At 40.3% G+C, this 24,734-nt stretch carries 24 protein-coding genes and 2 pseudogenes; 8 read left to right on the top strand and 18 right to left on the bottom strand.

Translation table 11 applies throughout. The features are described from left to right. Positions 1–68: 68 nt before the first annotated feature. From AC0KVP_RS07870 to AC0KVP_RS07850, 5 genes and pseudogenes are all read left to right on the top strand, one after another. Entirely contained in the window at positions 69–1,043 is a 975-nt protein-coding gene (locus AC0KVP_RS07870; RefSeq protein ID WP_005090791.1) for an isopenicillin N synthase family dioxygenase, read from the top strand. 16 nt (positions 1,044–1,059) lie between these two features. Next, positions 1,060–2,013, top strand: coding sequence for an isopenicillin N synthase family dioxygenase (locus tag AC0KVP_RS07865; RefSeq protein ID WP_005090792.1), 954 nt, complete (start codon positions 1,060–1,062; stop codon positions 2,011–2,013). Positions 2,014–2,030: 17 nt separating this feature from the next. Next, positions 2,031–2,822, top strand: a complete 792-nt coding sequence (locus tag AC0KVP_RS07860; protein WP_005265715.1) for an outer membrane protein OmpK — start codon at positions 2,031–2,033, stop codon at positions 2,820–2,822. Between the two features lie 20 nt (positions 2,823–2,842). After that, positions 2,843–4,147 (top strand): nucleobase:cation symporter-2 family protein, encoded by a 1,305-nt coding sequence (locus AC0KVP_RS07855; RefSeq protein WP_000185581.1) that lies wholly within the window; start codon positions 2,843–2,845, stop codon positions 4,145–4,147. 96 nt (positions 4,148–4,243) lie between these two features. After that, a pseudogene (locus AC0KVP_RS07850) lies at positions 4,244–4,996 on the top strand (IS5-like element ISAha2 family transposase); the annotation flags it as partial. 56 nt (positions 4,997–5,052) lie between these two features. Here the strand turns inward: AC0KVP_RS07850 and AC0KVP_RS07845 are convergent. After that, a complete protein-coding gene (locus AC0KVP_RS07845) occupies positions 5,053–6,108 on the bottom strand; it encodes an aromatic ring-hydroxylating oxygenase subunit alpha (protein ID WP_005090794.1) in 1,056 nt (351 codons plus the stop codon). Positions 6,109–6,353: 245 nt separating this feature from the next. On the opposite strand from AC0KVP_RS07845, the gene AC0KVP_RS07840 reads away from it, so the two are divergent. After that, positions 6,354–7,280, top strand: coding sequence for a LysR family transcriptional regulator (locus AC0KVP_RS07840; protein ID WP_005265716.1), 927 nt, complete (start codon positions 6,354–6,356; stop codon positions 7,278–7,280). A gap of 123 nt (positions 7,281–7,403) precedes the next feature. Here the strand turns inward: AC0KVP_RS07840 and hpxO are convergent, their stop codons facing one another. Beyond that, positions 7,404–8,561 carry an FAD-dependent urate hydroxylase HpxO gene (gene hpxO, locus AC0KVP_RS07835; RefSeq protein WP_000406591.1) on the bottom strand — a complete coding sequence of 386 codons (1,158 nt, stop codon included), beginning with the start codon at positions 8,559–8,561 and terminating at the stop codon, positions 7,404–7,406. A 210-nt stretch (positions 8,562–8,771) separates the two neighbouring features. Between hpxO and alc the strand changes: the two genes are divergently transcribed. Both alc and AC0KVP_RS07825 read left to right on the top strand, forming a co-directional pair. Continuing rightward, positions 8,772–9,779, top strand: coding sequence for an allantoicase (gene alc / locus AC0KVP_RS07830; RefSeq protein WP_000212598.1), 1,008 nt, complete (start codon positions 8,772–8,774; stop codon positions 9,777–9,779). Between the two features lie 96 nt (positions 9,780–9,875). Then, positions 9,876–10,376, top strand: coding sequence for an ureidoglycolate lyase (locus tag AC0KVP_RS07825; RefSeq protein WP_000250866.1), 501 nt, complete (start codon positions 9,876–9,878; stop codon positions 10,374–10,376). 125 nt (positions 10,377–10,501) lie between these two features. Here the strand turns inward: AC0KVP_RS07825 and AC0KVP_RS07820 are convergent, their stop codons facing one another. The 16 genes and pseudogenes from AC0KVP_RS07820 to brxC all read right to left on the bottom strand — a co-directional run. Continuing rightward, entirely contained in the window at positions 10,502–11,218 is a 717-nt protein-coding gene (locus AC0KVP_RS07820) for an outer membrane protein OmpK (protein WP_004778009.1), read from the bottom strand. Positions 11,219–11,344: 126 nt separating this feature from the next. Then, complete coding sequence (locus tag AC0KVP_RS07815; protein WP_000139429.1) at positions 11,345–12,706, bottom strand: nucleobase:cation symporter-2 family protein; 1,362 nt, start codon at positions 12,704–12,706, stop codon at positions 11,345–11,347. A 35-nt stretch (positions 12,707–12,741) separates the two neighbouring features. Next, a complete protein-coding gene (uraH, locus tag AC0KVP_RS07810) occupies positions 12,742–13,062 on the bottom strand; it encodes a hydroxyisourate hydrolase (RefSeq protein WP_000625767.1) in 321 nt (106 codons plus the stop codon). Next, positions 13,059–13,562: a 2-oxo-4-hydroxy-4-carboxy-5-ureidoimidazoline decarboxylase gene (gene uraD / locus AC0KVP_RS07805; protein WP_005265718.1), complete on the bottom strand. Its 504-nt coding sequence runs from the start codon at positions 13,560–13,562 to the stop codon at positions 13,059–13,061. The genes uraH and uraD overlap by 4 nt, the downstream gene beginning before the upstream one ends. Positions 13,563–13,705: 143 nt before the next feature. Continuing rightward, the gene (gene puuE, locus AC0KVP_RS07800; protein WP_000127611.1) at positions 13,706–14,668 is read right to left on the bottom strand and encodes an allantoinase PuuE; all 963 of its coding nucleotides are present in this window, start codon (positions 14,666–14,668) and stop codon (positions 13,706–13,708) included. A 443-nt stretch (positions 14,669–15,111) separates the two neighbouring features. Then, a complete protein-coding gene (gene ureC / locus AC0KVP_RS07795; RefSeq protein ID WP_004778074.1) occupies positions 15,112–16,812 on the bottom strand; it encodes an urease subunit alpha in 1,701 nt (566 codons plus the stop codon). Positions 16,813–16,823: 11 nt separating this feature from the next. Beyond that, positions 16,824–17,285, bottom strand: coding sequence for a GNAT family N-acetyltransferase (locus AC0KVP_RS07790; RefSeq protein WP_004778076.1), 462 nt, complete (start codon positions 17,283–17,285; stop codon positions 16,824–16,826). Positions 17,286–17,374: 89 nt separating this feature from the next. Next, entirely contained in the window at positions 17,375–17,683 is a 309-nt protein-coding gene (locus tag AC0KVP_RS07785) for an urease subunit beta (RefSeq protein ID WP_004778077.1), read from the bottom strand. A 19-nt stretch (positions 17,684–17,702) separates the two neighbouring features. Beyond that, entirely contained in the window at positions 17,703–18,005 is a 303-nt protein-coding gene (gene ureA, locus AC0KVP_RS07780; RefSeq protein WP_004778079.1) for an urease subunit gamma, read from the bottom strand. Between the two features lie 159 nt (positions 18,006–18,164). Continuing rightward, the gene (locus AC0KVP_RS07775; RefSeq protein WP_004778080.1) at positions 18,165–19,067 is read right to left on the bottom strand and encodes an urease accessory protein UreD; all 903 of its coding nucleotides are present in this window, start codon (positions 19,065–19,067) and stop codon (positions 18,165–18,167) included. A gap of 34 nt (positions 19,068–19,101) precedes the next feature. Further along, positions 19,102–19,674: a HupE/UreJ family protein gene (locus AC0KVP_RS07770; RefSeq protein WP_004778083.1), complete on the bottom strand. Its 573-nt coding sequence runs from the start codon at positions 19,672–19,674 to the stop codon at positions 19,102–19,104. 12 nt (positions 19,675–19,686) lie between these two features. After that, positions 19,687–20,301, bottom strand: coding sequence for an urease accessory protein UreG (ureG, locus tag AC0KVP_RS07765; RefSeq protein ID WP_004778085.1), 615 nt, complete (start codon positions 20,299–20,301; stop codon positions 19,687–19,689). 18 nt (positions 20,302–20,319) lie between these two features. Then, positions 20,320–20,985 carry an urease accessory protein UreF gene (locus tag AC0KVP_RS07760; RefSeq protein WP_473340134.1) on the bottom strand — a complete coding sequence of 222 codons (666 nt, stop codon included), beginning with the start codon at positions 20,983–20,985 and terminating at the stop codon, positions 20,320–20,322. Further along, entirely contained in the window at positions 20,972–21,454 is a 483-nt protein-coding gene (ureE, locus tag AC0KVP_RS07755) for an urease accessory protein UreE (protein ID WP_005090807.1), read from the bottom strand. Before ureE ends, AC0KVP_RS07760 begins: the two co-directional genes overlap by 14 nt. 289 nt (positions 21,455–21,743) lie before the next feature. Next, positions 21,744–21,914: a hypothetical protein gene (locus AC0KVP_RS07750; protein WP_473340132.1), complete on the bottom strand. Its 171-nt coding sequence runs from the start codon at positions 21,912–21,914 to the stop codon at positions 21,744–21,746. A gap of 91 nt (positions 21,915–22,005) precedes the next feature. Then, a pseudogene (gene brxC / locus AC0KVP_RS07745) lies at positions 22,006–24,723 on the bottom strand (BREX system P-loop protein BrxC); the annotation flags it as partial. Positions 24,724–24,734 lie beyond the last annotated feature (11 nt).

The following is a 24,734-nucleotide window of genomic DNA, read 5'->3' as shown; positions in this document are numbered from 1 at the left end:
TTCATTGCTATGCGGTCTCATGATTATTTTATAAAAAAAAGAAAACATTATTTTTGAGAGATTGCTACATGACTGCGCTGGAAAACAATCAAAACATTACCTCTATACCCATCATCGATATTTCTGGACTTTTGGATAATGACATACAAACGCACCAAAACATTGCTTCAAATATTCGGAAAGCATGCTTAGATAAAGGTTTTTTTTACATTACGGGACATGGAGTTTCTAAAGCATTACAAGATAAGGTTTTTGAATATTCCAAATTATTTTTCAGTCTTCCCCTAGAACAGAAAATGCAATGGACCATCGAGCTTTCTGAAGCAAACCGAGGTTATGAACAATTAAGAGCACAAACCCTTGAACCTGATTCTCCACCTGATATCAAGGAAGGCTTTTATATCGGGAAGGAACGCTCAGCTTCAGATCCTGTTGTCATCCATAAAGCTTTTAACCAAGGCCCAAACCAATGGCCAGATATTGATGGATTCAAAGAGGTTATGGAGGAATACCAACTAGAAATGATCAAAGTCTCAGAAAGGCTCATGCATGCTATCGGTTCGTCACTAGGTCTGGAAGAAGATTATTTCTCAGAGTTCTGCAAGGATGCAGATTTAGTCACCTTGCGTTTATTGCACTATCCTCCACAACCCTCTAATGCTCAACCAAATGAAAAAGGATGCGGGGCACATACTGATTTTGGAGGGTTAACCCTATTACTTCAGGATCATAACCGCGGTTTACAAGTGTGGGATCAAACTCAAAAGCAATGGATTTGGGCAGAGCCAATTGAAGATAGTTATGTCGTTAACCTAGGTGACCTAATCTCTATGTGGACGAACAATACATATAGATCCACCCTCCATCGCGTCATCAACATCTCAGGTGGGGAACGATATTCTGTTCCATTCTTCTACAGCGGTAATCACCAGTATCAGATTGAATGTATTCGAGAGTGTTTGGAGGAAAACTCAGAACCGCTATATCCACCAATCAGTGTTGAACAGCATTATCGTGACATGTTCAAAAAAACATATATCTAATAATAAGGAGTTTCCCATGAAAAAATTACCAGTTATCGACATTGCACCTCTTTATGACGTTAACCATCCTGATTATGCAGATATATGCAACCAAATTGACCAAGCATGTCGTGAATGGGGGTTCTTCTATATCAGTGGTTATAAACCGAATCACCTTGCAGAAGTTCAAAGTTTAGCTAAAGAGTTTTTTAGTAAACCACTGCTTGAAAAACTAGAAATAGACATCCAAAAACACAAAGCCTCTCACAGAGGATATGGTGCATTGGGTGTTGAACAACTTAATCCTGACCTGCCCAATGACTTTAAAGAAGTATATGACATGGGTGTTCACCTAGAAGCAGATCATCCTGATGTAATCAATAAAGAACCATTACGTGGTCCTAATGTATATCCGAATATCGAGGACTGGAAAACTGTAATGGATGGCTACTTTGAAGAGATGTTGGACTTAGGAAAAGTTCTTCTAAATGCCATGTCTCATGCCATTGGTCTTCCACAAAATTATTTTGATTACTGCCTACAAGAAAGTCTGTGTGCACTCCGCCTCATTCATTACCCACCTGCATTAGACAATACGCAATCAGAGAGTTTCAATGCTGGAGCACACACTGATTATGGCTGCGTGACTATTCTTGCTCAAGACGATGTAGGGGGATTGCAGGTTCAGGATGTGAATGGGAATTGGATCGATGCTCCGCCTATTCCTGATACTTATGTTATCAATATCGGCGACATGATGGCCCGTTGGTCCAATGACATCTACAAATCTACACCACATCGTGTTTCAAGTCCTAAAGGCAAACAACGTTTTTCTTTCCCATTCTTCATCCAGCCGAGCCCAAAAACTGTAATCCGTTGCCTGCCTAACTGTTACAGCGAATCCAATCCACCTAAATATTCACCAATTACTAGCATGGAATATCTACAGTCACGCTTTGATGCTACTTACAAACATCGTGCTGACGTTTAAATATCGGGGACATTCAAATGAAAAAAATTATCACTTCATTACTATTAAGTACCTGTGCAGTCAGCACTTACTCTTTTGCAGAAAAACCTTGGTTATATTGGCAATCCAATAGTATTTCTGCACTTTATGGTAAAGGTTTCGAAGTAGAGCCGGATACACATGAAACGATTACTTTTGAACATGCGAGCAGTTGGAGATGGGGAGATCTCTTTCTATTCGTCGACACTTATTGGTTTGACGGTGAAAAGACTGCTTCCCAAGGACATAATGCTGTCTATACAGAAATAGCCCCACGCTTTTCAATAGGAAAACTAACCAATACGAATTTGAGCTTTGGGCCAGTGAAAGATGTCCTAATAGCTACGAGTTTTGACTTAAGTATTCAAGATCAGCCTGGCTATGACGATATGTGGACTTATTTAGTTGGTCCAGGTTTTGACCTAGATATCAAAGGCTTTGATTATTTCACCCTTAATTTTTACTATCGCATTCCAGACGATGGAAACACCCCAAGTGGACAATGGCAAATCACTCCTTCCTGGTCATATACCGTCCCATTTCTTAAATCATCAATCATTTTTGATGGATACATTGATTGGGTAGTCAATTCCAAAGGTAATAACTCTTCCGACTTTCACTTTAACCCACAAATCAAATATGACCTTAGCCCTCATCTAGGCTTAAGCCCAAAAAAATTAGCAGCAGGTATTGAATACGACTATTGGAAAAACAAATTCTTAATCGAAGACACTCCATATTTTAAAACTAATCAAAATGCTACTAGTTTCATCGTCAAATATACCTTTTAGGCTGAAGGAGAAAAACATATATGACTAACACAATCACAGCCAATAACTTAAAACCAAGCTCCATGATTTTTCTCAGTATCCAGCACGTCTTGGTAATGTATGCAGGTGCTGTTTCAATTCCCCTAATTGTTGGAGGAGCTTTAGGGTTAAGCACTGCAGAAATTGCTTTCTTAATTACTGCAGATCTATTTGTTTGTGGCATTGCCACCCTCATTCAAACTATTGGTTTTAAAAATGTAGGTATTCGCTTTCCCATTATGATGGGAGTTACCTTTACTGCAGTAGGCCCAATGATTGCAATTGGGACTAATCCAGATATGGGACTACTAAGTGTATTTGGGGCAATCATTATCGCAGGGATCTTTGGCTTCCTGATTTCACCATTTATTGGAAAGTTAATACGATTCTTCCCTCCTGTGGTGACAGGAACTCAAATTCTTGTGATTGGTCTATCTCTCATTGGTATTGCAGGCACATGGTCCGCTGGCGGATATGGGGTAAAAGACTTTGGAAATCCATTGTACTTATCTATCGCTGCCTGTGTTCTATTAAGCATTATTATCATCAGCCGTTATGTTAAAGGCTTTTTGGGCAACATTTCAGTTCTAATCGGGATGGGAATTGGTTATATCATCGCTGCATTTTCTGGCCTCATCTCTTTAGACAAGATAGATGAAAGCCCATGGTTAGGTTGGGTGATGCCATTTCACTTCGGTATTCCAGAGTTTAACTTTTGGGCTGTCTTGACTATGTGCGTAGTCATGCTGGTTATTTTCATTGAAACAGCTGGGATGTTCATGGCTGTAGGTGAAATTGTTGAAGAAGAGGTGGATCAGGAAAAATTGACTCGCGGTTTTAGAGCTGACAGCCTTGGCACAATGATTGGTGGGATTTTTAATATCTTCCCGTATACATCCTATGCTCAGAACATCGGTTTGCTAGCGATCACAGGTGTTAAGAATCGCAGTGTATGTGCTTTAGCTGGTGTGTTTTTAATCCTTTTAGGTCTATTTCCTAAAATAGCTTACTTTGTTGCGTCTATACCCTCATGTGTTCTAGGTGGAGCCGCATTGTTTATGTTTGGGATGGTGACATCTAATGGTATCAAAGTACTGCAGCGTGTCGACTTTCAAAATGTGAATAATCTCTACATCATTGCAGTCAGTGCCGGCATAGGTATGTTGCCTGTATTCTCACCTACTATTTTCTCACAACTACCATCTTATCTTTCACCTCTGTTAAACAGCCCAATTTTGCTAACGGCTTTTTGTGCTGTGATTTTGAATGCTGTTCTCAATCGAAAACAGCGGATATTGGATGAATAGTATCTTCAGAAATTGAAAGATGCATAAATATCAGATACACAGGGCTTTGTTGCACAAACCTAGCCTATAAGGTTTATTCAGTCCTATAATTTCAAAATGATCAAATCTTTATTTAGACTCTCTTTACGCATGGTCACAGGTTTTGTTCAAAGTCTGATTAAACTTTGTGGATTAAATTGGACCGCACCAGATTACAGTACGCTTTGTCGAAGACAAAAACATATTGATATTGCGATTAGCTATCAAAAAAGTAGTGATGGGCTACATCTACTCGTCGACTCAACTGGCTTAAAGTTTCTAGGTGAAGGTGAGTGGAAACGTAAGAAACATGGACCTGAATATCGTCGCCAATGGCGTAAGCTTCATATTGGCATCGATGCTGAAACCTTGCAAATACGTGCAGTACAGCTTACTACAAATAATGTGAGCGATTCGCAAGTACTCGGTGATTTACTTGCTCAAATTCCCTTAGATGAACGAATTGATTCGGTCTATACCGATGGTGCTTATGACACGAAGCACTGCAGACAAGTCATTCTAGATCGAGATGCACATGCGCTCATTCCGCCAAGAAAAAATGCAAAACCATGGAAAGATCAGAAATTGAGATCTTTAGAGCGGAATGAGTTACTGAAAACAGTTAAACGTTTAGGAAGAACGCTTTGGAAAAAATGGTCTGGTTATCATCGTCGAAGTTTAGTTGAAACCAAGATGCATTGCATCAAACTATTAGGTGATAAATTAACAGCAAGGAGTTTTTCTAGTCAGGTGAATGAGATTCATGCACGCATAGCCGTATTGAACAAATTTACAGAATTAGGTCGTCCTCATACCCAAGTTGTCACTTGAATTCTGTTCAAATGAGCAGAGTGTTATCTTTTAAATCTTTGTGCAACAAAGCCATTTTAAACTGTATAGCGTTTGCTCAATCCCCACTCTGCCAAAATTCGGCGGTAAGTGGTTGATGAACGATCTGCCTCAAAATGTGCCTCCATTGAAATATCTAAAGGAAGTTCTTCTGGTTTTTGGCTTTCCACCATGTCCTGATCTTCAGCGAAGATTTGTGCATTGAAATCATAAACTGCCTGTAAGTCTCCTGTAGTATCAAAGTTACGAGTTAAGGGAACGAATAATCGCGTTTTATTGTGCGAAACTGGACAGCACGCATTTAAAATTTTAAGTAAGCCATTTTCAGGAAAGTCGATAGTCAAAATAGCTGAAAATGGTGGATAGACATCGAAAGTACGTTTCCATAAAAAATCATCTGGTGCTAAATGTTGTAAGCCATGCGGATAGTTACTGACATCACTCACATACTCTGTATGTAAGCCATAATCCGTTCGAACGGTCGAATATTTTTGTACTTTAGGATTTTCACGATCAGCAAAACTTTGGTTATGTACCCATGCAAAGTGCGCAACATCAATAAAGCCTTCAAGCTGACGGCCACTTGATCCAGCAATATCGACAAATGGAGGGAGAATTGACTGATGTTCTTCACTGTCCCACGTGTCTAAATCTGGAAAATTGGCTTTCGATACATCGCGGTTAAATAAACTGGTCCAAATAAGTCCATATTTTTCTACAACTGGAAATTTGGTCAGTGAAAAACGATCTGAAATTTGTGTAAGTTCCGGCTGTGCAGGAATTTTTACACACTTTCCTTCACCGTTATAATGTAGGCCGTGGTATGGGCAAATAATTTCTTCGCCTTTCACCCAGCCTTTGGTTAATGGCACACCACGATGCGGGCAAATATCACGCACGAGATGAATTTTTCCACTTTCAGTTTTATACAATGCCATTTTCACATCAAGTAATTGTACTTGTTGCGGTTGTTCTGAAACGTCCTGTGTACGTGCAACTGGGTACCAATGCTGCGCTAAAATATTCCAATCGTTTGCATCAAATGAACTGCATTGTGGTTGGGTAAATAAATTCAGTACAGGAATCGCATTCATTTTTAAATCTCTACATTCGCATTATTTGCAGAACTTTTATGCCATGTAACTAGGGCTAATTCGTTCTTTTCTAAGTCAAAAATACGTTTGGATAGCATTTCTGTCTATTAGAATGATTTGCATACAATGTTCTGCTTTTTAGAACACAAAAGCAGAATGAATTGAAAAAATCAAAAGTTATGGCATGAAAATCGCTTAAGCATGGATAAGTACTTTGTAAACTGCCCGTGAGATTGAATAGCTGTATGTCGATTACCTTTTCCCGATTTTCTGAATATTTTATGGCTGTTGCCCGTACTGGCAGTTTACGTAAAGCCGCAGAACAGCTTTTTATTTCAGTCTCTGCAGTGCATCGGCAAATTGTTCTTGCTGAAGAAGAGTTAGGCGTTGCTTTATTTGAGCGTTTACCGCAGGGGCTGAAGCTAACGTTAGCAGGTGAATTACTTTATGCTGATTTGCTTAAATGGCAAAAAGAATATCAGCTGACTCGAATTCGATTTGATGAAATTCAAGGATTAAGTCGCGGCAATATTGAAATGGGTTTTATTTCTGCCCTAAATGATGGTTTTGTCGTGGATTGTATTCAACGCATGGCTGAAAGCTATCCATGGATTAATCTCAATATCAGTATGAATAGCAGTGAAGAAATATCGAGAAAAATCATTGATGCAGAATTAGATTTTGGCATTATCTTAAATCCTAAAAGTCACAATCAATTAGAAATCTTATCCTTTATTGAAATTCCTTTAGGCTATGTTTTATCACCACATCACACCTTAGCCGGCATGGATAAAATCTATTTATCTGACACTTTAAATGAGCGTCATATCATGCCAAGTGAGCCCTTAGTCATCAGTGATTATGTACATACACTCTATAAACATCACAAATTTAATCCTATACAAAAGATAGAATGTAATGACATTAGAATGATAACATCATTAATTCAACAACAATTAGGCATTGGCTTAATGTCATATATGGATGCATTACCACTTTTAAACTCAAAAAAGATCGTATTTAAGCCCATTCGTGAAAAAGGTATGCATCGTTTAACCATTGCACTGTGCGTCGCTTCAAAACGTCAAACATCTCGTCTTTCACAAATAATGGTAAATTTATTGGTCGAAAAAATGGAAGAAATCAAATTGCAATTAAAGCAACTTCCTTAAACATTTAATCCTTTGCTCTTCAATCTAATGTTTCTAAATAGCTAAAAAAAGCCAGTGTGAATATTCACACTGGCTGCTGAAAGCTAACCTTTTAGTTTTACATTTCTTTTTGTGTCTTACAGCTTAGTCGAGTGGATTACCGACAATGTTACTAATAATTCCCTTCATAATATGATTGCCTTGTTCTTTACGTAACTCTTCATACCACTCTCGGGTCACCGCTTCATCTTTCATATGTGTCACATCACAGCGCTTACGGGCACGAAGTACCAACTCATTGGCACGTTCATTACGCTTGTTCTGATAGCGACGTAAAGAATCTTGTAAACCTAAGGTATTAATTTGCAATGAACGTGCCAAATAGATAGCATCTTCCATCGCTTGGCAGCCGCCTTGACCAATATCAGGTGTTGTACTGTGCGCTGCATCACCTACAATCACCACTCGACCTTTGTAAAAATTGGCAAATGGTTCGATATCGTGAATTTCTACACGATTGGTCTTTTGCACATCGACTGCATCAATTAACTTTTGGACAGGCTCACACCATCCTTTAAAGTATTGTTTGAATAAAGCTTTGTATTGGCTACGATCATTTTCAAGACCAACAGCTAACGGCACATCAAAAAAGAAATAGAAACGATTATTCGCCACTGGCATCAGTGAAACACGTTTGCCTTCACCTACAAACGTTGTCCATTGATCTGCTGCGGCATAATCGTCTGAGACATCAACGAGACCATTCCAATTGACATAGCCTGCATAGCGTCGCTCAACTTGCTCACCTAAAACATAGGCACGAGTAATTGAGTGTGTACCGTCTGCACCCACCAATAGATCAGATTCTATTTCGCTACCATCTGCAAATTGAATTTTTACACGCTCGCCTTCTTCAACAAAAGAAATCATTTTCTTAGCTAGATGAATATCTTCACGACCAAATTCATCCATTAACATATTCTGAAGTTCCGCACGTGATACCGGATATGGTCGTTGCCCGACTTCTTCAATCAATGGATAAAGGCTAAACTGGGTCATCACATCGCCCGTCAGACCATCAATATAAGCAAGGTTATCCATTTTGCCGCCAAGCTTTTCAACTTGCTCTGTCAAACCCAAATAATTTAGACATTTCACACCGTTAGACCATAACGAAATAGCAGCACCCACCGGTAAAATTTGTTCTGCCTGTTCATAGATGGTTACTTGGTGTCCGAATTTTTTTAGTGCGATGCCTGTAGTTAGACCCGCCATACCTGCACCAATAATTGTAATTTCCATCTATAATTCCCCTGTGTTTTATAAGTTTCTAAGTCATAAAATGCTAAAAGCGTGCCATTTTTTATAAAGCGCCCTGAAAAAAATCTAAAGTTGGCACACGCTGTGCATCTAAACGCGTGTAAATGCTTGTTTTTATCGTTTGTTAAATTTTTTGTAGCACGATAGCGCAAAGCATGAATTTTGAAAGAAAATAGCGAATGGATTTAATATATGGCGACTTTATTAGCACCCGATTTTGATATTCCTGCACAATTACAGACACTTACCAATTTGGCAGATGACCGTATTGGTGCAAAAATTATTGAATGTTCAGATGAATTTTTCGCAGAAGCAAAACGTATGCTTCAATTTGACGCGCCAATTTTTGTTGAAGATAAATTCGATGACCATGGTAAATGGATGGATGGTTGGGAAACGCGCCGTAAACGTCACACAGGTTATGACTGGGCAATTATTCAATTGGGCGTAGCTGGGCATATTAAGGCTTTAGATATTGACACTACCTTCTTCACTGGGAATTACCCTGCTTCAGCTTCAGTTGAAGCCTGCTACGCCCCTGATGGCGATCTTGCTCAAGCTGAATGGTTGAACATATTAGAGAACAACGTACTTGGCCCAAGTCAGCATCATGTTTTGCCGATTACAGCTGACCAAGTTTTTACTCATGTGCGTTTAAATATTTTTCCTGATGGTGGTGTTGCTCGTTTTAAAGTGTATGGTGAAGTGAGCGTTCAACAACAAGATCACACTGCAACAATTGATTTAGTTGCTTTAGAAAATGGTGGACGTGTAATTGCTTATAGCGATGCACATTTTGGTCATCCACGTAATCTGATTAACCCAGGTCGCGGAATTAATATGGGTGATGGTTGGGAAACCAAACGTCGTCGTGCACCGGGCTTTGATTGGTGTATTTTGGCTTTGGGTCAAACTGGTGCAATTGAAAAAATTGATATCGATACGGCACACTTTAAAGGCAACTTTCCAGCCCAAGTCTCTATTCAAGCCGTATATGTTAAAGATGCAACTGATCCACAATTAATTCCACAAAGTATGTTCTGGCCATTTTTGCTTGAAGCACAAGACATGCAAATGGATCATATTCATAGCTTTGTAAACGAAATTTTGCAACATGAAAAGATCTCGCATATTCGCATTAATATGATTCCAGATGGTGGTATCAGCCGTATTCGTTTGTGGGGTAAAACCAAAAGCTAAATTGAAAGCTTGAATACTTTCTACATCGAGAAGGATAAGTACTGTGGTTTTATCCTTCTTCTCCTACACTTGATATAGACAATAAAAGAATTACACATGGTTCAAACAATTCAGCTACAGCCCCTGAGCATTGAAAACTTTGCCCCTTTTGGTGAGGTGATTTGCTGCGGAGGACAGGATTTTTTTCATATCAATGATGCACATACCGAGCGTTATCATGCCCTTGTAACCACTGAAATCTTCGGTGAAGCACATGCAGGTATTAGTATTTTTCGTAATATTAAACAGACAGAAATTCCTTTTTCGGTTTCGATGCTTGAGCGACATCCGAATGGCTCACAAGCTTTTATCCCGATGCAAGGTCAGGCTTTTTTAATTGTGGTGGCACCTGCATTGGATGATCAAACGCCTGATATTTCAAAACTCTGTGCTTTTATTTCAGATGGTACACAAGGTGTTAACTACCATGCAGGTACATGGCATCACCCTCTATTAACTTTAGAGGCGCCAAGTAACTTTGCCGTGGTTGATCGTATTGGTATTGGACATAATTGTGATGTTTATCAGTTTAATGAAGTACTCAATATCGTGGCATAAATTTAAACTATCATTGAAATTGAAACCTCAATTTAAAATTGTCTCAGAAATTAAAAGCCCCATCCGTGGGGCTTTTAAGTCTTGTGCAGTATGTTGTGTAACGATGTACGGTTTTAACGAATCAATTAGAAGTGATATTTCACTAGCGCACTGACGTTATTTTCATCTTTACCTTTAATATTATATTTATTATTCCAAACTGAATGCTCAACGCCTACATACAGGCGTGTATCTGGGGAAATATGTTGCCCCACATTCCATTTATATTGACTGGTCCAGTTCATCTCACTGGCTGAGCCTTTTTCCGCAGTTGACCAATCCAGAAAAGCATCTGCTAAGAAAGATTCTGAGCCAATTTTAAAAGGTATGGCATAGGTAAGCGTCATTTGATAGTCATCAGCTTTAGTATCATTATTCACTTTATATAAATTTAATTTTGCATATTGAAAATATGGCACATCAAAGTCTAAGCCAATACCATAGAGAAAATTATCCATGTTGCTACCCGCTTCCCAAGTGGTTGCAAGCAATACATCTTTTACAGGGCCAAATTTAAGTTCTTTACCCGTTACAGCGCCTAAACTCAATCGTGGTGATGCTTCAAAATAGGTTTGATCGCCGACGTCATTATGTGTACGGTCGGCAAAAATGAAGAAATCACCATATTTAAGCTTTGACGCGTATTCAAATGTCACAGTGGTTTGTTTGTCTTCTTTTGCAATGAGCTGATAGTCGGTGCCATATAGACCGGTAATGCTGAAGTCTTGCCAGATTGGGGCTGCAAAGATAGAGTTGGCTGAAATAGTGCATAGAATTGCAGCTGAAAGAGGCATAAATTTCATTAAATTGTTTTTCCTAGCGATAAATACGTTTTGAGTAATTTATTTAGCAAAAACAAAGCCAATATTAGATTTTTTAATAAAAAAAACCCACATTAATGTGAGCTTTTTTTATTTATTTTGAATAGCTTAGTGATGACTATCTATAACAATATTGCTGGTTTTATTCACTTCTTTACTTTTAAAAAAGTTTAGATGGTTAAACACAATATTTAATACGATGGCCATGAGGCACGTTGAACTAATACCTGAATGGAACAGGGTTTGTACCCATTTTGGGAAGTTCGCATAGAATGAGTGATCAATAATTGGAATCATACCTGCGGCAATTGCTGTAGCAACAATGATTAGGTTCTTTTGCTCACTATAATCAATTTTAGCTAAAGTACGAATACCACTTGCAGCCACTGTACCGAACAATACCAAACCTGCGCCACCCAATACCGGTACAGGAATTGCAGCAATCAAACGGCCCATAATTGGTAAAATACCCAATACAACTAAAATTAAGCCACCCGCTGCAACAACAAAACGGCTTTTTACACCAGTAATCGCGACCAAGCCTACATTTTGTGCAAAGGCACTTTGCATGAATGAGCCAAATATTGGTGCTGCTGCACTTGAAAGCATATCGGCACGTAGCCCATTGGTAATACGTTCAGCGTCGACTTTGGTACCGACAATTTCACCAACAGCGATAATATCAGCTGTAGTTTCAGTCATAATCACCAATGTCACAATTAGCATGGCAATAATGGCACTCAGTTCAAATGTTGGCATACCAAAGGCAAAGAAACTTGGGAATTGAATCCAATTGCCATTTGCGACTTTTGAGAAATCGCCAAAGCCCATCGCATATGCCAGCACTGTACCTAGCACAATTGCTAATAAGATGGATAAACGACGAATTGTAGCGTTTCGAGTAATATTCAGCACAATGACAATGGCTAAAGTTAGAAAAGCCAAACTAATATTTTCAGCACTGCCCCAATCAGGCGCTTTGCTATTTCCACCCATCATCCAACGTACTGCGACAGGTAGCAATGACAAACCAATCACGGTAATCACGCAGCCGGTCACGATTGGCGGGAAAAAACGAATAATTTTTGAAAAATATGGTGCTAAAAAGAAACCGATTAATGAAGCAACAATAACCGCACCATATACTGCCGAAAGCCCACCACCTGCAGTGACTATGGCAATCATCGTTGCCACACCAGCAAAGGATACGCCTTGAACTAGGGGTAATTTTGCACCGATGTATTTCACACCGACCGTTTGTAAAATCGTGGCTAAACCACCGACAAATAATGCTGCTGCAATTAATAAACCAATTTGTGCAGGTTCAAGTCCTGCGGCTGTACCAATAATCAGTGGCGGCGCAATAATACCGCCATACATCGTCAATACATGTTGTAAGCCATAAGCTAGGCTTTTCCCTGCACCTAAATATTCATGTTCTGGTGAAACTGTTTGATTTTGTTCTGTCATTTTTATATCCCCCGATCCGTTTTATGATGCTGTTTTTAGCTACCGCGATATGTTGAATAGGCAAAAGGGCTAATCAACAAAGGAATATGAAAATGCTGTGAGGCATCTTTTACTAAGAAATGAATCACTGCTTTTGGGAAAAAAGTTTCGGTATTAAGACTTTCAAAATAGTCCGCTGTGGCAAACTCTAAGCTATAGCTACCCGTAGAAAATTCGCTTAAACCAAAGTCGGTCACACGGCCATCTGCATTGGTTTGCCCTTCACCAAGTAACATACCGTCTGCATTGAATAATTTAATCAAGACATTGGCAGCAGGTTTCCCCAGATTTGTATCTAAAATATGTGAGCTGATCATGCACTTAGCTCCTGTTTTAATCTTAATAAGGCAATTTCAGCCAATTGATGATGGACAATACGCTTTTCAGTTTCTGGATCATTCAGCAGACGGTACTGCAATGCTTGTAATACATTTTCACTGCTTAAGCCTGAAGCTTTAATTAAGAAGATATAGCCGTACTTTTTTTCATAAGCGATGTTGCCTTTGAGCAATGCCATTTGTGTTTCTTCATCGGCTGAAATAGCGGATTGTTCACGGTTGGAAAAATTCTTTTCTAATTCAGAAAGTTCAGCTTGGGCTTTTTTTTCACCAATACGCGGGTGATTATCTAAAGCAGATTTAATTTCTTCCCACGACCATGTACGAGCAGCTTGAGCCGCGTATTCCAAAATACTGTCTAATGATGCATACGGACGCTGACTGAGCAGCTCATTCGCCCAGCTTTCAATTTGCACACAGTGCTTTAAAAATGTTTTTACATCGGCTTCGGATGCTTGATTAAATTCAACAAGTTGCACTATTAAATCGCCTAAAAATATTTAATGTTCGTTCAAAACATGTTTTGCAATATCAATGCCAATCCCTTATTTCTTAGACAAATTGCTTTTTATAGGCACAAAAAAAGAGGCGCTAAGCCTCTCTTTCTTCTTTATTTTTTTTATTACGGTGCATGGTGTTTTATCCAATGTTCTGCAATATCGGCACGACGACAAACCCATACTTTTTCATGCGATTGCACATAATCTAAGAATCTTTGTAGTGCTTTAAAGCGTCCTGGTCGCCCTAAAATACGACAGTGCATACCAATAGATAGCATTTTTGGCGCAGTTTCACCTTCGGCATATAACACATCAAAGGCATCTTTAAGGTATTGATAAAATTGCTCACCACTATTAAAACCACCCGGCGAGCAAAACTTCATATCATTACTTTCAAGTGTATATGGAATGATTAAATGCGGACGTGTTGCACCATCTACATTCGTCACTGTGCTCCAAAATGGTAAGTCATCGCCATAATAGTCACAGTCATATTGAATCTGAGGAAATTCAGCAAGTAATTTTCGAGTATTCGGGCTATCACGTCCGGTATACCAACCGATTGGTGTTTTACCAAATAGCGTTTCAAGCACGCTAATAGCTTGATCCATATGTTGGCGTTCTTGTTCGATTGGCATATCTTGATAATGCAACCAACGTTGACCATGCGATACGACATCATAATTGGCTGCTTTAATCGCTTCCACAATGTAAGGATTGCGTGCCAAAGCCATACCCACACCGAAAATGGTCATGGGGAGTTGGCGTTTTTTAAACTCTTGGTGAATGCGCCAAAAGCCCGCTCGTGAGCCATATTCGTACATGGAATCCATCGACATGTGTTTGTCTGGAAAACTGGCCGCGCCAATAATATCTGACAAAAACTGTTCTGAACCTGCATCACCATGTTCTACATGGTTTTCACCGCCTTCTTCATAGTTCAATACAAACTGAACCGCGACACGAGCACCATTTGGCCATTCCACTTTGGGTGGTTCTCCATGATAGCCAATCAGATCTCTGGAATAGTCTTGTTGTTGAATCTGGTCTATCAGATCTTGCCCACGTAAATATGTTGCTGTCACATCCACTTCCTAATTTGTTATATCAAACAGTCAAAAAATAGAATGAATTAAGCAATTAGTGCGCCAAAACTTAGTATACAAGTTTTATTTCCTTTCTAAAGGAACGACAACTGATGACGCGTGCATATTGAGCATCTAACTTTATAAATTTAATATCTAAAAAATATTTTTTCTTTGGACTGTCTAATGAATACAAAACATAAAAAAATTATTAATATTTTTACTTTAGAATGGCTTTGTTGCACAACGATTTCATAACTATATGATTTTAAAAGTTTTGATTATTTTTTGATCCAAAATTAAATTTATTTAAATCAGATGCTTACATATTTATGCAACAAAGCCTATTTTAAAGATTATTTACTTTTCAAAAATACTAAAATTTAAAAAAGAGAAGCCTTTCATATTCAGAAAGGCTTTGTGAAATAGTGTTTTGGAAATGATTAAAATAAGAAGTAACGCTGCGCCATTGGTAACACTTCCGCAGGCTCACAAGTCAAATGCACACCATCTGCACGTACTTCATAAATCTCAGGGTCAACCTCCATTACAGGACAATAAGTATTTAACTTCATATCTGCTTTCGAGATATTACGCGTGGCTTTACAAGGACTAATCAACTTCTTTAAAGCCAATTGTTCATGTACGCCTTGCTCTATTGCCACTTGCGATAAAAAGGTAATGCAGGTGTTATGTACGCCACGAGGGTAAGCGCCAAACATCGGACGATAATGCACAGGCTGTGGCGTTGGAATTGAAGCATTAATATCACCCATCGGCGCAGCTGCAATCATTCCGCCTTTAATAATCATCGAGGGCTTAACACCAAAAAATGCAGGCTTCCATAAAACAATATCGGCTAATTTACCCACTTCAATCGAACCAACTTCATGGCTTAATCCATGGGTAATGGCAGGATTAATCGTATATTTAGCAATATAGCGCTTCACACGATTGTTATCGTGATTTTGATTATCACCTTCGAGTGGGCCGCGTTGCACTTTCATTTTATGTGCTGTCTGCCAAGTACGTAATATTACTTCACCCACACGCCCCATCGCTTGCGAGTCGGAAGACATCATGGCAATTGCGCCCATATCCTGCAAGATATCTTCTGCAGCAATAGTTTCACGGCGAATCCGACTTTCAGCAAAAGCAACATCTTCAGAAATTGCAGGGTCTAAATGGTGGCAAACCATCAACATATCTAAATGTTCATCAATGGTATTGACGGTATATGGACGTGTGGGATTGGTTGAAGATGGTAAAACATTGGGTTGACCAATTGCTTTTAAAATATCTGGTGCGTGACCACCGCCCGCACCCTCAGTATGGTAAGTGTGGATGGTCCGGTTATTAAATGCTGCTAAGGTTTCTTCTAGAAAGCCACTTTCATTTAGTGTGTCTGTGTGAATGGCAACTTGTACATCGTATTGATCCGCCACACTTAGACAGTTATCAATCGCGGCTGGCGTCGATCCCCAGTCTTCATGTAATTTTAAACCCACCACACCGGCTTTGATTTGTTCAGCGATTGGTTCTGGCTGACTCAAGTTGCCTTTACCTAACAGACCAATATTCATAGGTAAATCATCAATAGCTTGTAGCATGGTCGCAATATGCCATGGGCCTGGAGTTACTGTGGTTGCAGATGTTCCTGCGGCGGGGCCTGTACCACCACCAATCATTGTAGTTGTGCCTGACATTAGTGCTGTTTCAACTTGTTGTGGGCAAATCCAATGAATGTGAGTATCAATCCCTCCCGCCGTTAAGATTTGTCCTTCACCTGCGATGACTTCAGTTGCTGCACCTAAAGGAATTGTAATGTCAGGTTGAATATCAGGGTTACCTGCTTTACCTATTTTCCAGATACGACCATTTTTAAGTCCAACATCGGCTTTGACAATACCCCACCAATCGACAATTAAAGCATTGGTAATGACGGTATCAGCGACCTCATCAGACAATAATTGTGACTGTCCCATACCATCGCGAATGACCTTGCCACCGCCAAATTTAACTTCTTCACCATAAGTCGTGAGGTCTTGTTCAACTTGAATAAACAATTCTGTATCAGCTAAGCGAACTCTATCACCTACTGTAGGGCCAAACATTTCCGCATAAGCACGGCGAGACATTTTCATTAATATATTTCCTATTCTAGATTTTTTGGCTTTAGCAGCTTTTGCATCGGAATAAATTGAATACCCCATTTCTCCGTTAGCGCACCGACCACTTCAAATCCATATTTTTTATAAATATCGAGTGCATAATGACTTGAATTTATTGTGATTATATCGGGATCATTTTTAAGTATTTCTTGCTCTAAAAAGTCCCACATTTGTCGACCATAACCTTGACCGTGATATTCAGCTTTTAAGAAATAATGCATGACATGAGATGGAGCGATATACGCCAAATTCCCAACGATTTCTTCATTAATTTCTGCCACAAAATAATGAATAAGTGGTTGTTGGAAGATGTTTTTCAACATATCAGGTTTAAAGCGTTCACGTCCTTCTTCAGTCACGACAACATAATCGACAAAAGGTTCAATAACAGCAGCGATGGCTTCAACATCATCAACAGTTGCTGGGCGTATTTTCATTATTAACATTTAATTCTCTTATGCTTTTTCATGTACTTATTGAACTTATTACTAACAATAATTTAATTGTTCAACAAGACACTTGAGCATAAAAATAGTTAATCCAATTTACCCATAACACGCCCTGCAAACCCATACACCTCACGTTTACCTGCAAGTGCAACCAATTCGATATCTCGACTTTGGCCCGGTTCAAAACGAACTGCTGTTCCAGCAGCGATGTTGAGTCGATAGCCTCTAGCTTGCTCTCGATTAAATTGCAAAGCATCATTGGCTTCAGCAAAGTGAAAATGAGAACCGACTTGAATTGGTCGATCGCCTGCATTAGCAACACGCATTTTCAGTGTTTCTCGTCCGACATTCATTTCAATGTCTGAATCAGGCGTAATAATTTCACCAGGAATCATGGCTTACTCCTTATTTTTATTAGACAATGGGTTGATGAACTGTGACTAACTTTGAACCATCTGGAAAAGTAGCTTCGACCTGCACTTCTGCAATCATTTCCGCGACACCATCCATGACATCTTCACGACTTAACAAGGTTGTGCCGTAATGCATTAACTCGCTCACGGACATGCCATCGCGTGCGCCCTCAAGCAGTGCTGCTGAAATAAATGCAATTGATTCTGGATAATTCAATTTTAATCCACGCGCTTTACGACGCTCAGCAACAAGGCCTGCGGTAAAAATTAATAATTTATCTTTTTCAGTTGGATTAAGTTCCATAACAATTTCCTAATCTTCTAAAATGTAGAATGCAAAATGCGTGCAAATTCTTCTTTCGCTCTCGCACGTTTTGATTTTTAGTGTCCTAACCCAAAGGTAAAATGAACACTTAATCTATTAATCTTGCTAGACCTATCTACTTTCCAATGATGGCAAAACTTAAGTGCGCCAAATCCGTGGGAATTCTTCTGCTAGGTCATACCAATAGCGTCTTAAACGGGCACGGACTGCTGCAAAAGCATCATGGCATTCACGTACATCATCGCCTAAATAACGTGCACAAATCACATCATCTAACAGGGTTAAAGTCACCGCTAGATTCATCCGCATAATCAATTCACGGATTAATTCGATATGTTCAGCCAGTAATGTTGTTTGCCTTAAACGCGATGGTGCTACTGCCCAGAAACTTCCCATCACAGCATGTCCATTCATACCTAAACAGGATGTAAGCCACCGATCCTGCCCCTTAAAATTTAAACTATCTGCAACCAATAATTTGTCTGCACGATACAGCCTAAATTTGCTTTGGTATTGCCCTTGCTGAAAAATTTCACCACGTGCTTGTCGACCGATGACCAACATATCCCACCCAATAAAACTGGCCATTTCATCTAGATGAATATGTGTTTCAGAGTCTGCATTGGCACCATCAAAAAGCATGGTTTCTTGCGGTAACCATTCAAATGTCGCCTGTGCTGCGACATGTATATGAATATGCTGATAGGCTTGCTTGCCATTGGTTTTGTACCATTTTCCTGCACCGGGCGTGGTAACTAACGCATGCGCATTCGCCTCAACTTTCATATCAAAAGTCAGATGGTCTCCGCCAGCAATTCCTGCTGGTGGATGCACAATAATTGCATGGCAAATACCAGTTTTTTCAGGCCACAACATCTTCTGAACGCGTACAGGCCCATGATGCTTGCGATGCTGTAATACGGTTCGATTTGACTGTACTTGATAGGCAAAACCAAGTTCCAAACAGGCATACCACAGTTGGCTGTTATGCTGCTGTTGTGTCGATATAAATTTTGTTTCGCTTAATACCAGATCATTCATTTGCATCTCCCTATTATTTGAGATGAATGAGGCATCAAGCTAAACCAATTACAGCAACAATAGCTGTCAAAGCACCAATCATTTGCTTACCATAAGGCACATATTTTTGAATAAATGCGCCGACGAGCAAACCGAATACGTATATAGATGCCATCGCTGTAACCATACCAACGACCAGTAAAACTGCCTGACCGCTTTGGCCAAGTTCCGTACCATGTGCGATGCCATGAAAACCGGCCAAAAGTGCAGCAATAAAAGGAACGGCTTTATTGGTTTTGGTCCAAAGAGCAACAGCCAATACAATTAACGACGCAATAATGCCGTTTTCAGCAATTGCTGTTGCTAAGTTGAATTGTGCACCGATCATAAAACCGACAATCATTGCGGCAGATAAACCGAATAATCCGGCCCATTTCCAGCGCTGGTGTGCAGTCCAAATCAATACGCCAAATGCTAACGCCATCATTAGATGATCAAGCCCTGTAAATGGATGCACAAAACCGCTGATAAAACTATTATGGCTATGCTCATGGCCTGGATGCGCCATTGCTACCAAGGGAAAGAATGCCAACGATGTGAAGGTAATTCTTTGCAATAATAACTTCATAGTGGATGCCCCTTATGCTTTAAACAAACCTTGTTTCTCAATAAAGCTGATGATGTCATTTAAGCCATCTTTAGTTTTCATATTGGAAAATAGAAAAGGTTTTTCACCGCGCATACGTTTCGCGTCTTGATCCATCACATCTAAATTTGCTCCAACCATTGGTGCAAGGTCGGTTTTGTTTATGATTAACAAATCAGATTTGGTAATACCGGGGCCACCTTTACGCGGAATTTTCTCCCCACCCGCCACATCAATTACATACAGGGTTAAATCTGAAAGTTCCGGGCTAAATGTTGCTGCCAAATTATCACCGCCACTTTCAATAATGATCAGTTCAAGGCCATCAAATTTTTCGCACAGGTCATCAATAGCCGCTAGGTTAATGGAGGCGTCCTCACGAATTGCGGTATGCGGGCAACCACCTGTTTCTACACCAACAATACGCTCAGGTGACATAGCTTCATGGCGTGTTAAAAAGTTGGAATCTTCTTTGGTATAAATATCATTGGTCACCACCGCCATATTGTATTTTTCACGCAGTGCCTGACATAAATTTAAAGTAAGCGCTGTTTTACCTGAACCAACTGGACCGCCAATACCTACGCGTAATGGGCTACGTTCTGTCATGTGAAATGTCCTTTATTTTTAAGATCTAAATAATCGTGAATATTGTGTTTCGTGTGCCATACTGAGCATGGCGTAATTAGGTAAGGCGCTACTGAGTTCAGCATCTTGCAGTGCTAAAGCACGTTCAATTGCCTCTGGAATCAGCCCATGCACATGCCATAAAATCCGTTGTCCACTCATCTGTCCAAGTGGTACAGTTTTCACGGCAGCCAACACCTGATTTTCAAGTACGGTAAAGGTATAAGCAGTCAAAACCTCTGCAACATCAAGTTCGAGTTGCCCACAAAGATGCGCATAGATGGGTACGAAACCGATCTGCTTTTTTAATTTCACAGGCTTTTTCAGCACATCACGAATCCACGCATTTAATGAAAATGCCAATTGCTGTGATTCAGCCAATAACTCTTTGCTTTCTCGACTTGCTCTATATAACTGCGCCCAGTATTCAAACTGCTCAGGCTGATCAAAAAATATTATTAGGCGTTTCAAAACGGGCAGCTCAAACCGTACCAAAAGCATTTCAAGCACTTCTTCAAAATAAGTAATGCTCGAGGTTTCATCAAAAATTAAGCTCTGATCAATCGCACTTTCTACCCCTTGAGAATAACAGTACGCCCCAATTGGTAGTGCCGTTGAGGACAAAGTCAACAGACTTAAAAGCTGTGAAGCATTAGGTGTGAACATGATGCAAAGCCTTAATTGGGCTTAATCTGTGATCATGCTGATGCTGTGCATAAGCACCGCTTTCAGGCTCAAATGGATGCATGGTTTCATATACCGTTAAACCAAGTCCAATTATCATTTCAGCCAATACATGATCTGGCTCAAAATACAGCGCCGTTGGTGTGAGCATTAAAGGGACGTGACGATTACCTAAGTGATACGCTGCTTTTAATAAATCAAAGCTGCTTGGTGCTTCTACTTTCATGAGTTTTTCTGCTTTGGCATCGACACGCAGTACATCACCCTCTTGAGTTGCGATATATGAACCGTGCCTTAAAATGCCGGTACGGGGTAAATCTGCACCAATATCGTGCCCGTTAGCTAAAGTTGCACGAAAACGGCTCTTTTGTCGTGTATCAAATGTCAGTTCAACTATCTCAACATTTTCTTGTACGACATTACCCTCAAGTCTTTCCGTATAGATTTTCATAAATACCCAATCTCAATTTCTTTTATCGTGATTCGTGAACTAAATTGATGCTAAATTCAGCATTAAATGAATGATTTGCATTAAAATAATGCACTATTCATGCCAATCTTATTTTGCCAAGCGTTTTATTTTTGCCGTGTCTATCTAATTATTTTGAAATTTGCTTCGTGCAAGACATCTTAATTATTAAAAAATATGTGATTGCCGATAATTATTCAGATGGCCATAAAAAAATCCCCCCATCGATGGAGGATTGTAGAAATAGAATTTATGCCAATCTAGCTAAGCATTAATACACATCTCGTCGGTAGTGACCGGCCTTACGTAAGGCATTAATTTGTTTAGCACCTAAAATTTCTACTAAAGCATCATCAATACCTTGGGCCATATTTAAACTACCACAGAGATAAATACATGCCCCTTGTTCAACCCAATGGGCTTTGTTGCACAAAGATTTCATAACTATATGATTTTAAAAGTTTTGATTATTTTTTGATCCAAAATTAAATTTATTTAAATCAGATGCTTACATATTTATGCAACAAAGCCGTATAGAACTCAAACAGCTCTTTTTCTGTCGCTGGTCCCATGGCCGAGAATAGGTCTTGGGTGAGTTGGCGTGCCTGTTTCAACACCTGATCATCAGTCTGGCGCTTTTTAATAATGGAAACATCACGGCGACGGCGACTGTTTTGTAAAGGCTCAAAGGCATCTTTTAACTGTAAGCTGCCACCATTTAACTGCAGTGAAATCCGCCCCATTGCCGCCAGCTGACCCACCAGCAGTAAAATCTCGGCATCCGGCCAGCCATAAGGACGTTTGGCAAAACGGTCTATCACATCTGAGACTAGAATACGCTCTGTACCAGTGGCCCGCAGTGCAATGTACTGCTCCACTTCCTGTAGGGCTTTCGGATTGCTCTGACCGCCATCCAGAGACAAGCCCAGCTGCGCCATATCATCCACAGTCAAGACGGCGTTCAGTTCACGCCAAGCATCCTGCTGATAGACCTGCAGATAGCTCAGTTTGGTATAAGTGTTTTCCAGCAAATAACGACAAGCCTCATCCAGCTTGGTGGTTGGACTTGAAGATGAAAGTTGTAGATGTTGACCCAAGGCATAACTTTCCGCGTCCAGCAACATTTCTTCGACCCGGACACGCAGACGTTTTTTACGTTCCTGGTTCTCACGGCCACGGTCTGCCAGAATACGGGTGATATCGGACTGAGTGCCATCATCATTTAAGCGGATGAATTTATTGGTTTTCAGCCAGGTGCGAAGTTCATTAAAGAACTGTTTATCGTCTGCCAGTTTAAACAGCACTTGTCCTTCGGCCTGAGTACTTTTACCAATACAGTAAGCTTCACTGTAGAGGTTGTATTCCGTATCCAGCGGAGAAATGATTTCAACTTTTAAATCGCTCTCATACTTGCCATCCAGGCTATGACCATCCAGGAAACGACCAATCTGATAGTCCATCTTGTTGGCTTGATGGCGGTATTTGTTCTGATCGCGCAGTAAATCTTTAAAGATCAGATTGGCTAACTCTTTATTTTCTTCTGAAGCTGCTAAGTCAGTGGCTTTAATTTTTCGAGTGATATCCCGCTCTTCATTAGTCAGGAACAGGAACTCATCGCCATTCCTAGTAATCAGGCTTTCTTTTTCCAGACGCTGCAGGCTCTCTTCAATCCGCTTGCGCAATGCCAGCTTATCTTCATCAATTTTCTCAATCGACAAAGTCACCAGGTTATCCAGCGTACCTTTGATGATATCGACATAGCGGATCATGAACAGGGTACGCAGCATCTGCACATCAAAACCATCCAGGGTCTTATTCTGCCCTGCCTGGTCGATGGTACGCTTCACTGCTGTATCCAGAAATCCTTCCACTGAAGTATAGAAGCGGTGGAAAGGAACCAGGGCACCGACTTCATCTGTGGCAATCGCATTGGCGGCCATCTGGAACGCATCCAGCATGGACCGCTCACCATAGGCCAAGTGTGCACCGGTCGCACCGACCTTACGAATTTCTTCAAATACTTTTTGCACCAGCTGGAAATGGTACGGCGCAAAAGGATAGTTATGGATAAAGCTGTCTGGACCCTCATAGTTCTTGAGGGTTGGGCCTGAACGGTCAAAGGTAATCTGATTTTTTAAGATATCACCCTTTTGCTCAAACACTGATCTAAGCAGTGCTTCAGCTTCCGGAGTTTTACGTAATAAACGTTTCTGGATGACTTCATCGGTATTTGAACTGGACAGCGATAAACGGGTTTTAAAACGTCCAGCAATCTTGGAGAAGTCATTGGCTTTGGAAGAAGACATCTCACCTAAAACAGCATCGATGTCTGCCTGTGAGGTCACGATAATCCAAGCGCGGCCTTTACAGATCGTACCCAGGTTTTCAGTAATGGTTTGCAGTGTCAGCATCAAGCGGGTATCGCTGCCAATAAACTGCCCCACTTCATCGACCAAGAACAACATGCGTTGCTGGGGTCCTTTGCTGTCCAGGTATTCTTTCACCCACTGACAGAAGTTTTCGACCGAAACACTAAAGGTCTGCTCAGAATCCTCAAACCATTTATGCGCAGCTTCAGCAGATAAGTTGAGGGCTTGGGAAATCGCGGTTTCGACATCATCCTGATAAAACTGAAAGCCGTCACGCTCCTCTAGCCAGGACATGCCACTGGATTCCTCAAACGCCTGTTTAAAGCGTTCGTAGACCCCTTTCTGGCTCAGGTGACGTTCCATATGGGCAATATGTGGATGATCCGCGCTAAACCCCTGATACTCGTTAAACACACGTAAAAACACATTCAGGATCGGATTGCCGTCATCATTGGAACTGGCTTTACTGTCGATGTTAAACAGGATGACATCGGCATGATGGCTGACCGCCTTGCCAATATCCGCACGGATAAACGCATCACGAATTTTGCTTTCATCAAAGAATTCGGCTGCACTGCGCTCATTACCTTCAGCATCGCGTGCCACTTTATTGGCCAGAATATACGACAAGGTTTTCAGAAAGTGCGATTTACCTGAACCAAAGAAGCCTGAAATCCAGACGCCTACACGGTTGGCAATCGAAGGATCGCTCAGGTCTGTGCCATAAGACTGGAAAAAGTCCCGAAAATGCTTTTCCAGCTCATTGGTCACCACATACTCATCGAGTTCCTGATAAACCGTGGTATTGTCATTCTGGTCTGCTTTTACCACCCCGTTAATCGCACGATCTAATGGCTTGTAAAAAAGCTCTTTAATGTTCATCTCAATCAATT

The organism is Acinetobacter sp. DL27 (genome assembly GCF_055810995.1).
Note: the sequence above shows the minus strand (reverse complement) of the source record. Positions and strands in the feature narration are given on the sequence as shown.

Coding starts and splice junctions, on each gene's coding strand:
- AC0KVP_RS07870 (WP_005090791.1), top strand. CDS start 69: ATGACTGCGCTGGAAAACAATCAAAACATTACCTCTATACCCATCATC.
- AC0KVP_RS07865 (WP_005090792.1), top strand. CDS start 1,060: ATGAAAAAATTACCAGTTATCGACATTGCACCTCTTTATGACGTTAAC.
- AC0KVP_RS07860 (WP_005265715.1), top strand. CDS start 2,031: ATGAAAAAAATTATCACTTCATTACTATTAAGTACCTGTGCAGTCAGC.
- AC0KVP_RS07855 (WP_000185581.1), top strand. CDS start 2,843: ATGACTAACACAATCACAGCCAATAACTTAAAACCAAGCTCCATGATT.
- AC0KVP_RS07845 (WP_005090794.1), bottom strand. CDS start 6,108: ATGAATGCGATTCCTGTACTGAATTTATTTACCCAACCACAATGCAGT.
- AC0KVP_RS07840 (WP_005265716.1), top strand. CDS start 6,354: ATGTCGATTACCTTTTCCCGATTTTCTGAATATTTTATGGCTGTTGCC.
- hpxO (WP_000406591.1), bottom strand. CDS start 8,561: ATGGAAATTACAATTATTGGTGCAGGTATGGCGGGTCTAACTACAGGC.
- alc (WP_000212598.1), top strand. CDS start 8,772: ATGGCGACTTTATTAGCACCCGATTTTGATATTCCTGCACAATTACAG.
- AC0KVP_RS07825 (WP_000250866.1), top strand. CDS start 9,876: ATGGTTCAAACAATTCAGCTACAGCCCCTGAGCATTGAAAACTTTGCC.
- AC0KVP_RS07820 (WP_004778009.1), bottom strand. CDS start 11,218: ATGAAATTTATGCCTCTTTCAGCTGCAATTCTATGCACTATTTCAGCC.
- AC0KVP_RS07815 (WP_000139429.1), bottom strand. CDS start 12,706: ATGACAGAACAAAATCAAACAGTTTCACCAGAACATGAATATTTAGGT.
- uraH (WP_000625767.1), bottom strand. CDS start 13,062: ATGATCAGCTCACATATTTTAGATACAAATCTGGGGAAACCTGCTGCC.
- ureC (WP_004778074.1), bottom strand. CDS start 16,812: ATGAAAATGTCTCGCCGTGCTTATGCGGAAATGTTTGGCCCTACAGTA.
- AC0KVP_RS07790 (WP_004778076.1), bottom strand. CDS start 17,285: ATGTTAATAATGAAAATACGCCCAGCAACTGTTGATGATGTTGAAGCC.
- AC0KVP_RS07785 (WP_004778077.1), bottom strand. CDS start 17,683: ATGATTCCTGGTGAAATTATTACGCCTGATTCAGACATTGAAATGAAT.
- ureA (WP_004778079.1), bottom strand. CDS start 18,005: ATGGAACTTAATCCAACTGAAAAAGATAAATTATTAATTTTTACCGCA.
- AC0KVP_RS07775 (WP_004778080.1), bottom strand. CDS start 19,067: ATGAATGATCTGGTATTAAGCGAAACAAAATTTATATCGACACAACAG.
- AC0KVP_RS07770 (WP_004778083.1), bottom strand. CDS start 19,674: ATGAAGTTATTATTGCAAAGAATTACCTTCACATCGTTGGCATTCTTT.
- ureG (WP_004778085.1), bottom strand. CDS start 20,301: ATGACAGAACGTAGCCCATTACGCGTAGGTATTGGCGGTCCAGTTGGT.
- AC0KVP_RS07760 (WP_473340134.1), bottom strand. CDS start 20,985: ATGTTCACACCTAATGCTTCACAGCTTTTAAGTCTGTTGACTTTGTCC.
- ureE (WP_005090807.1), bottom strand. CDS start 21,454: ATGAAAATCTATACGGAAAGACTTGAGGGTAATGTCGTACAAGAAAAT.
- AC0KVP_RS07750 (WP_473340132.1), bottom strand. CDS start 21,914: ATGAAATCTTTGTGCAACAAAGCCCATTGGGTTGAACAAGGGGCATGT.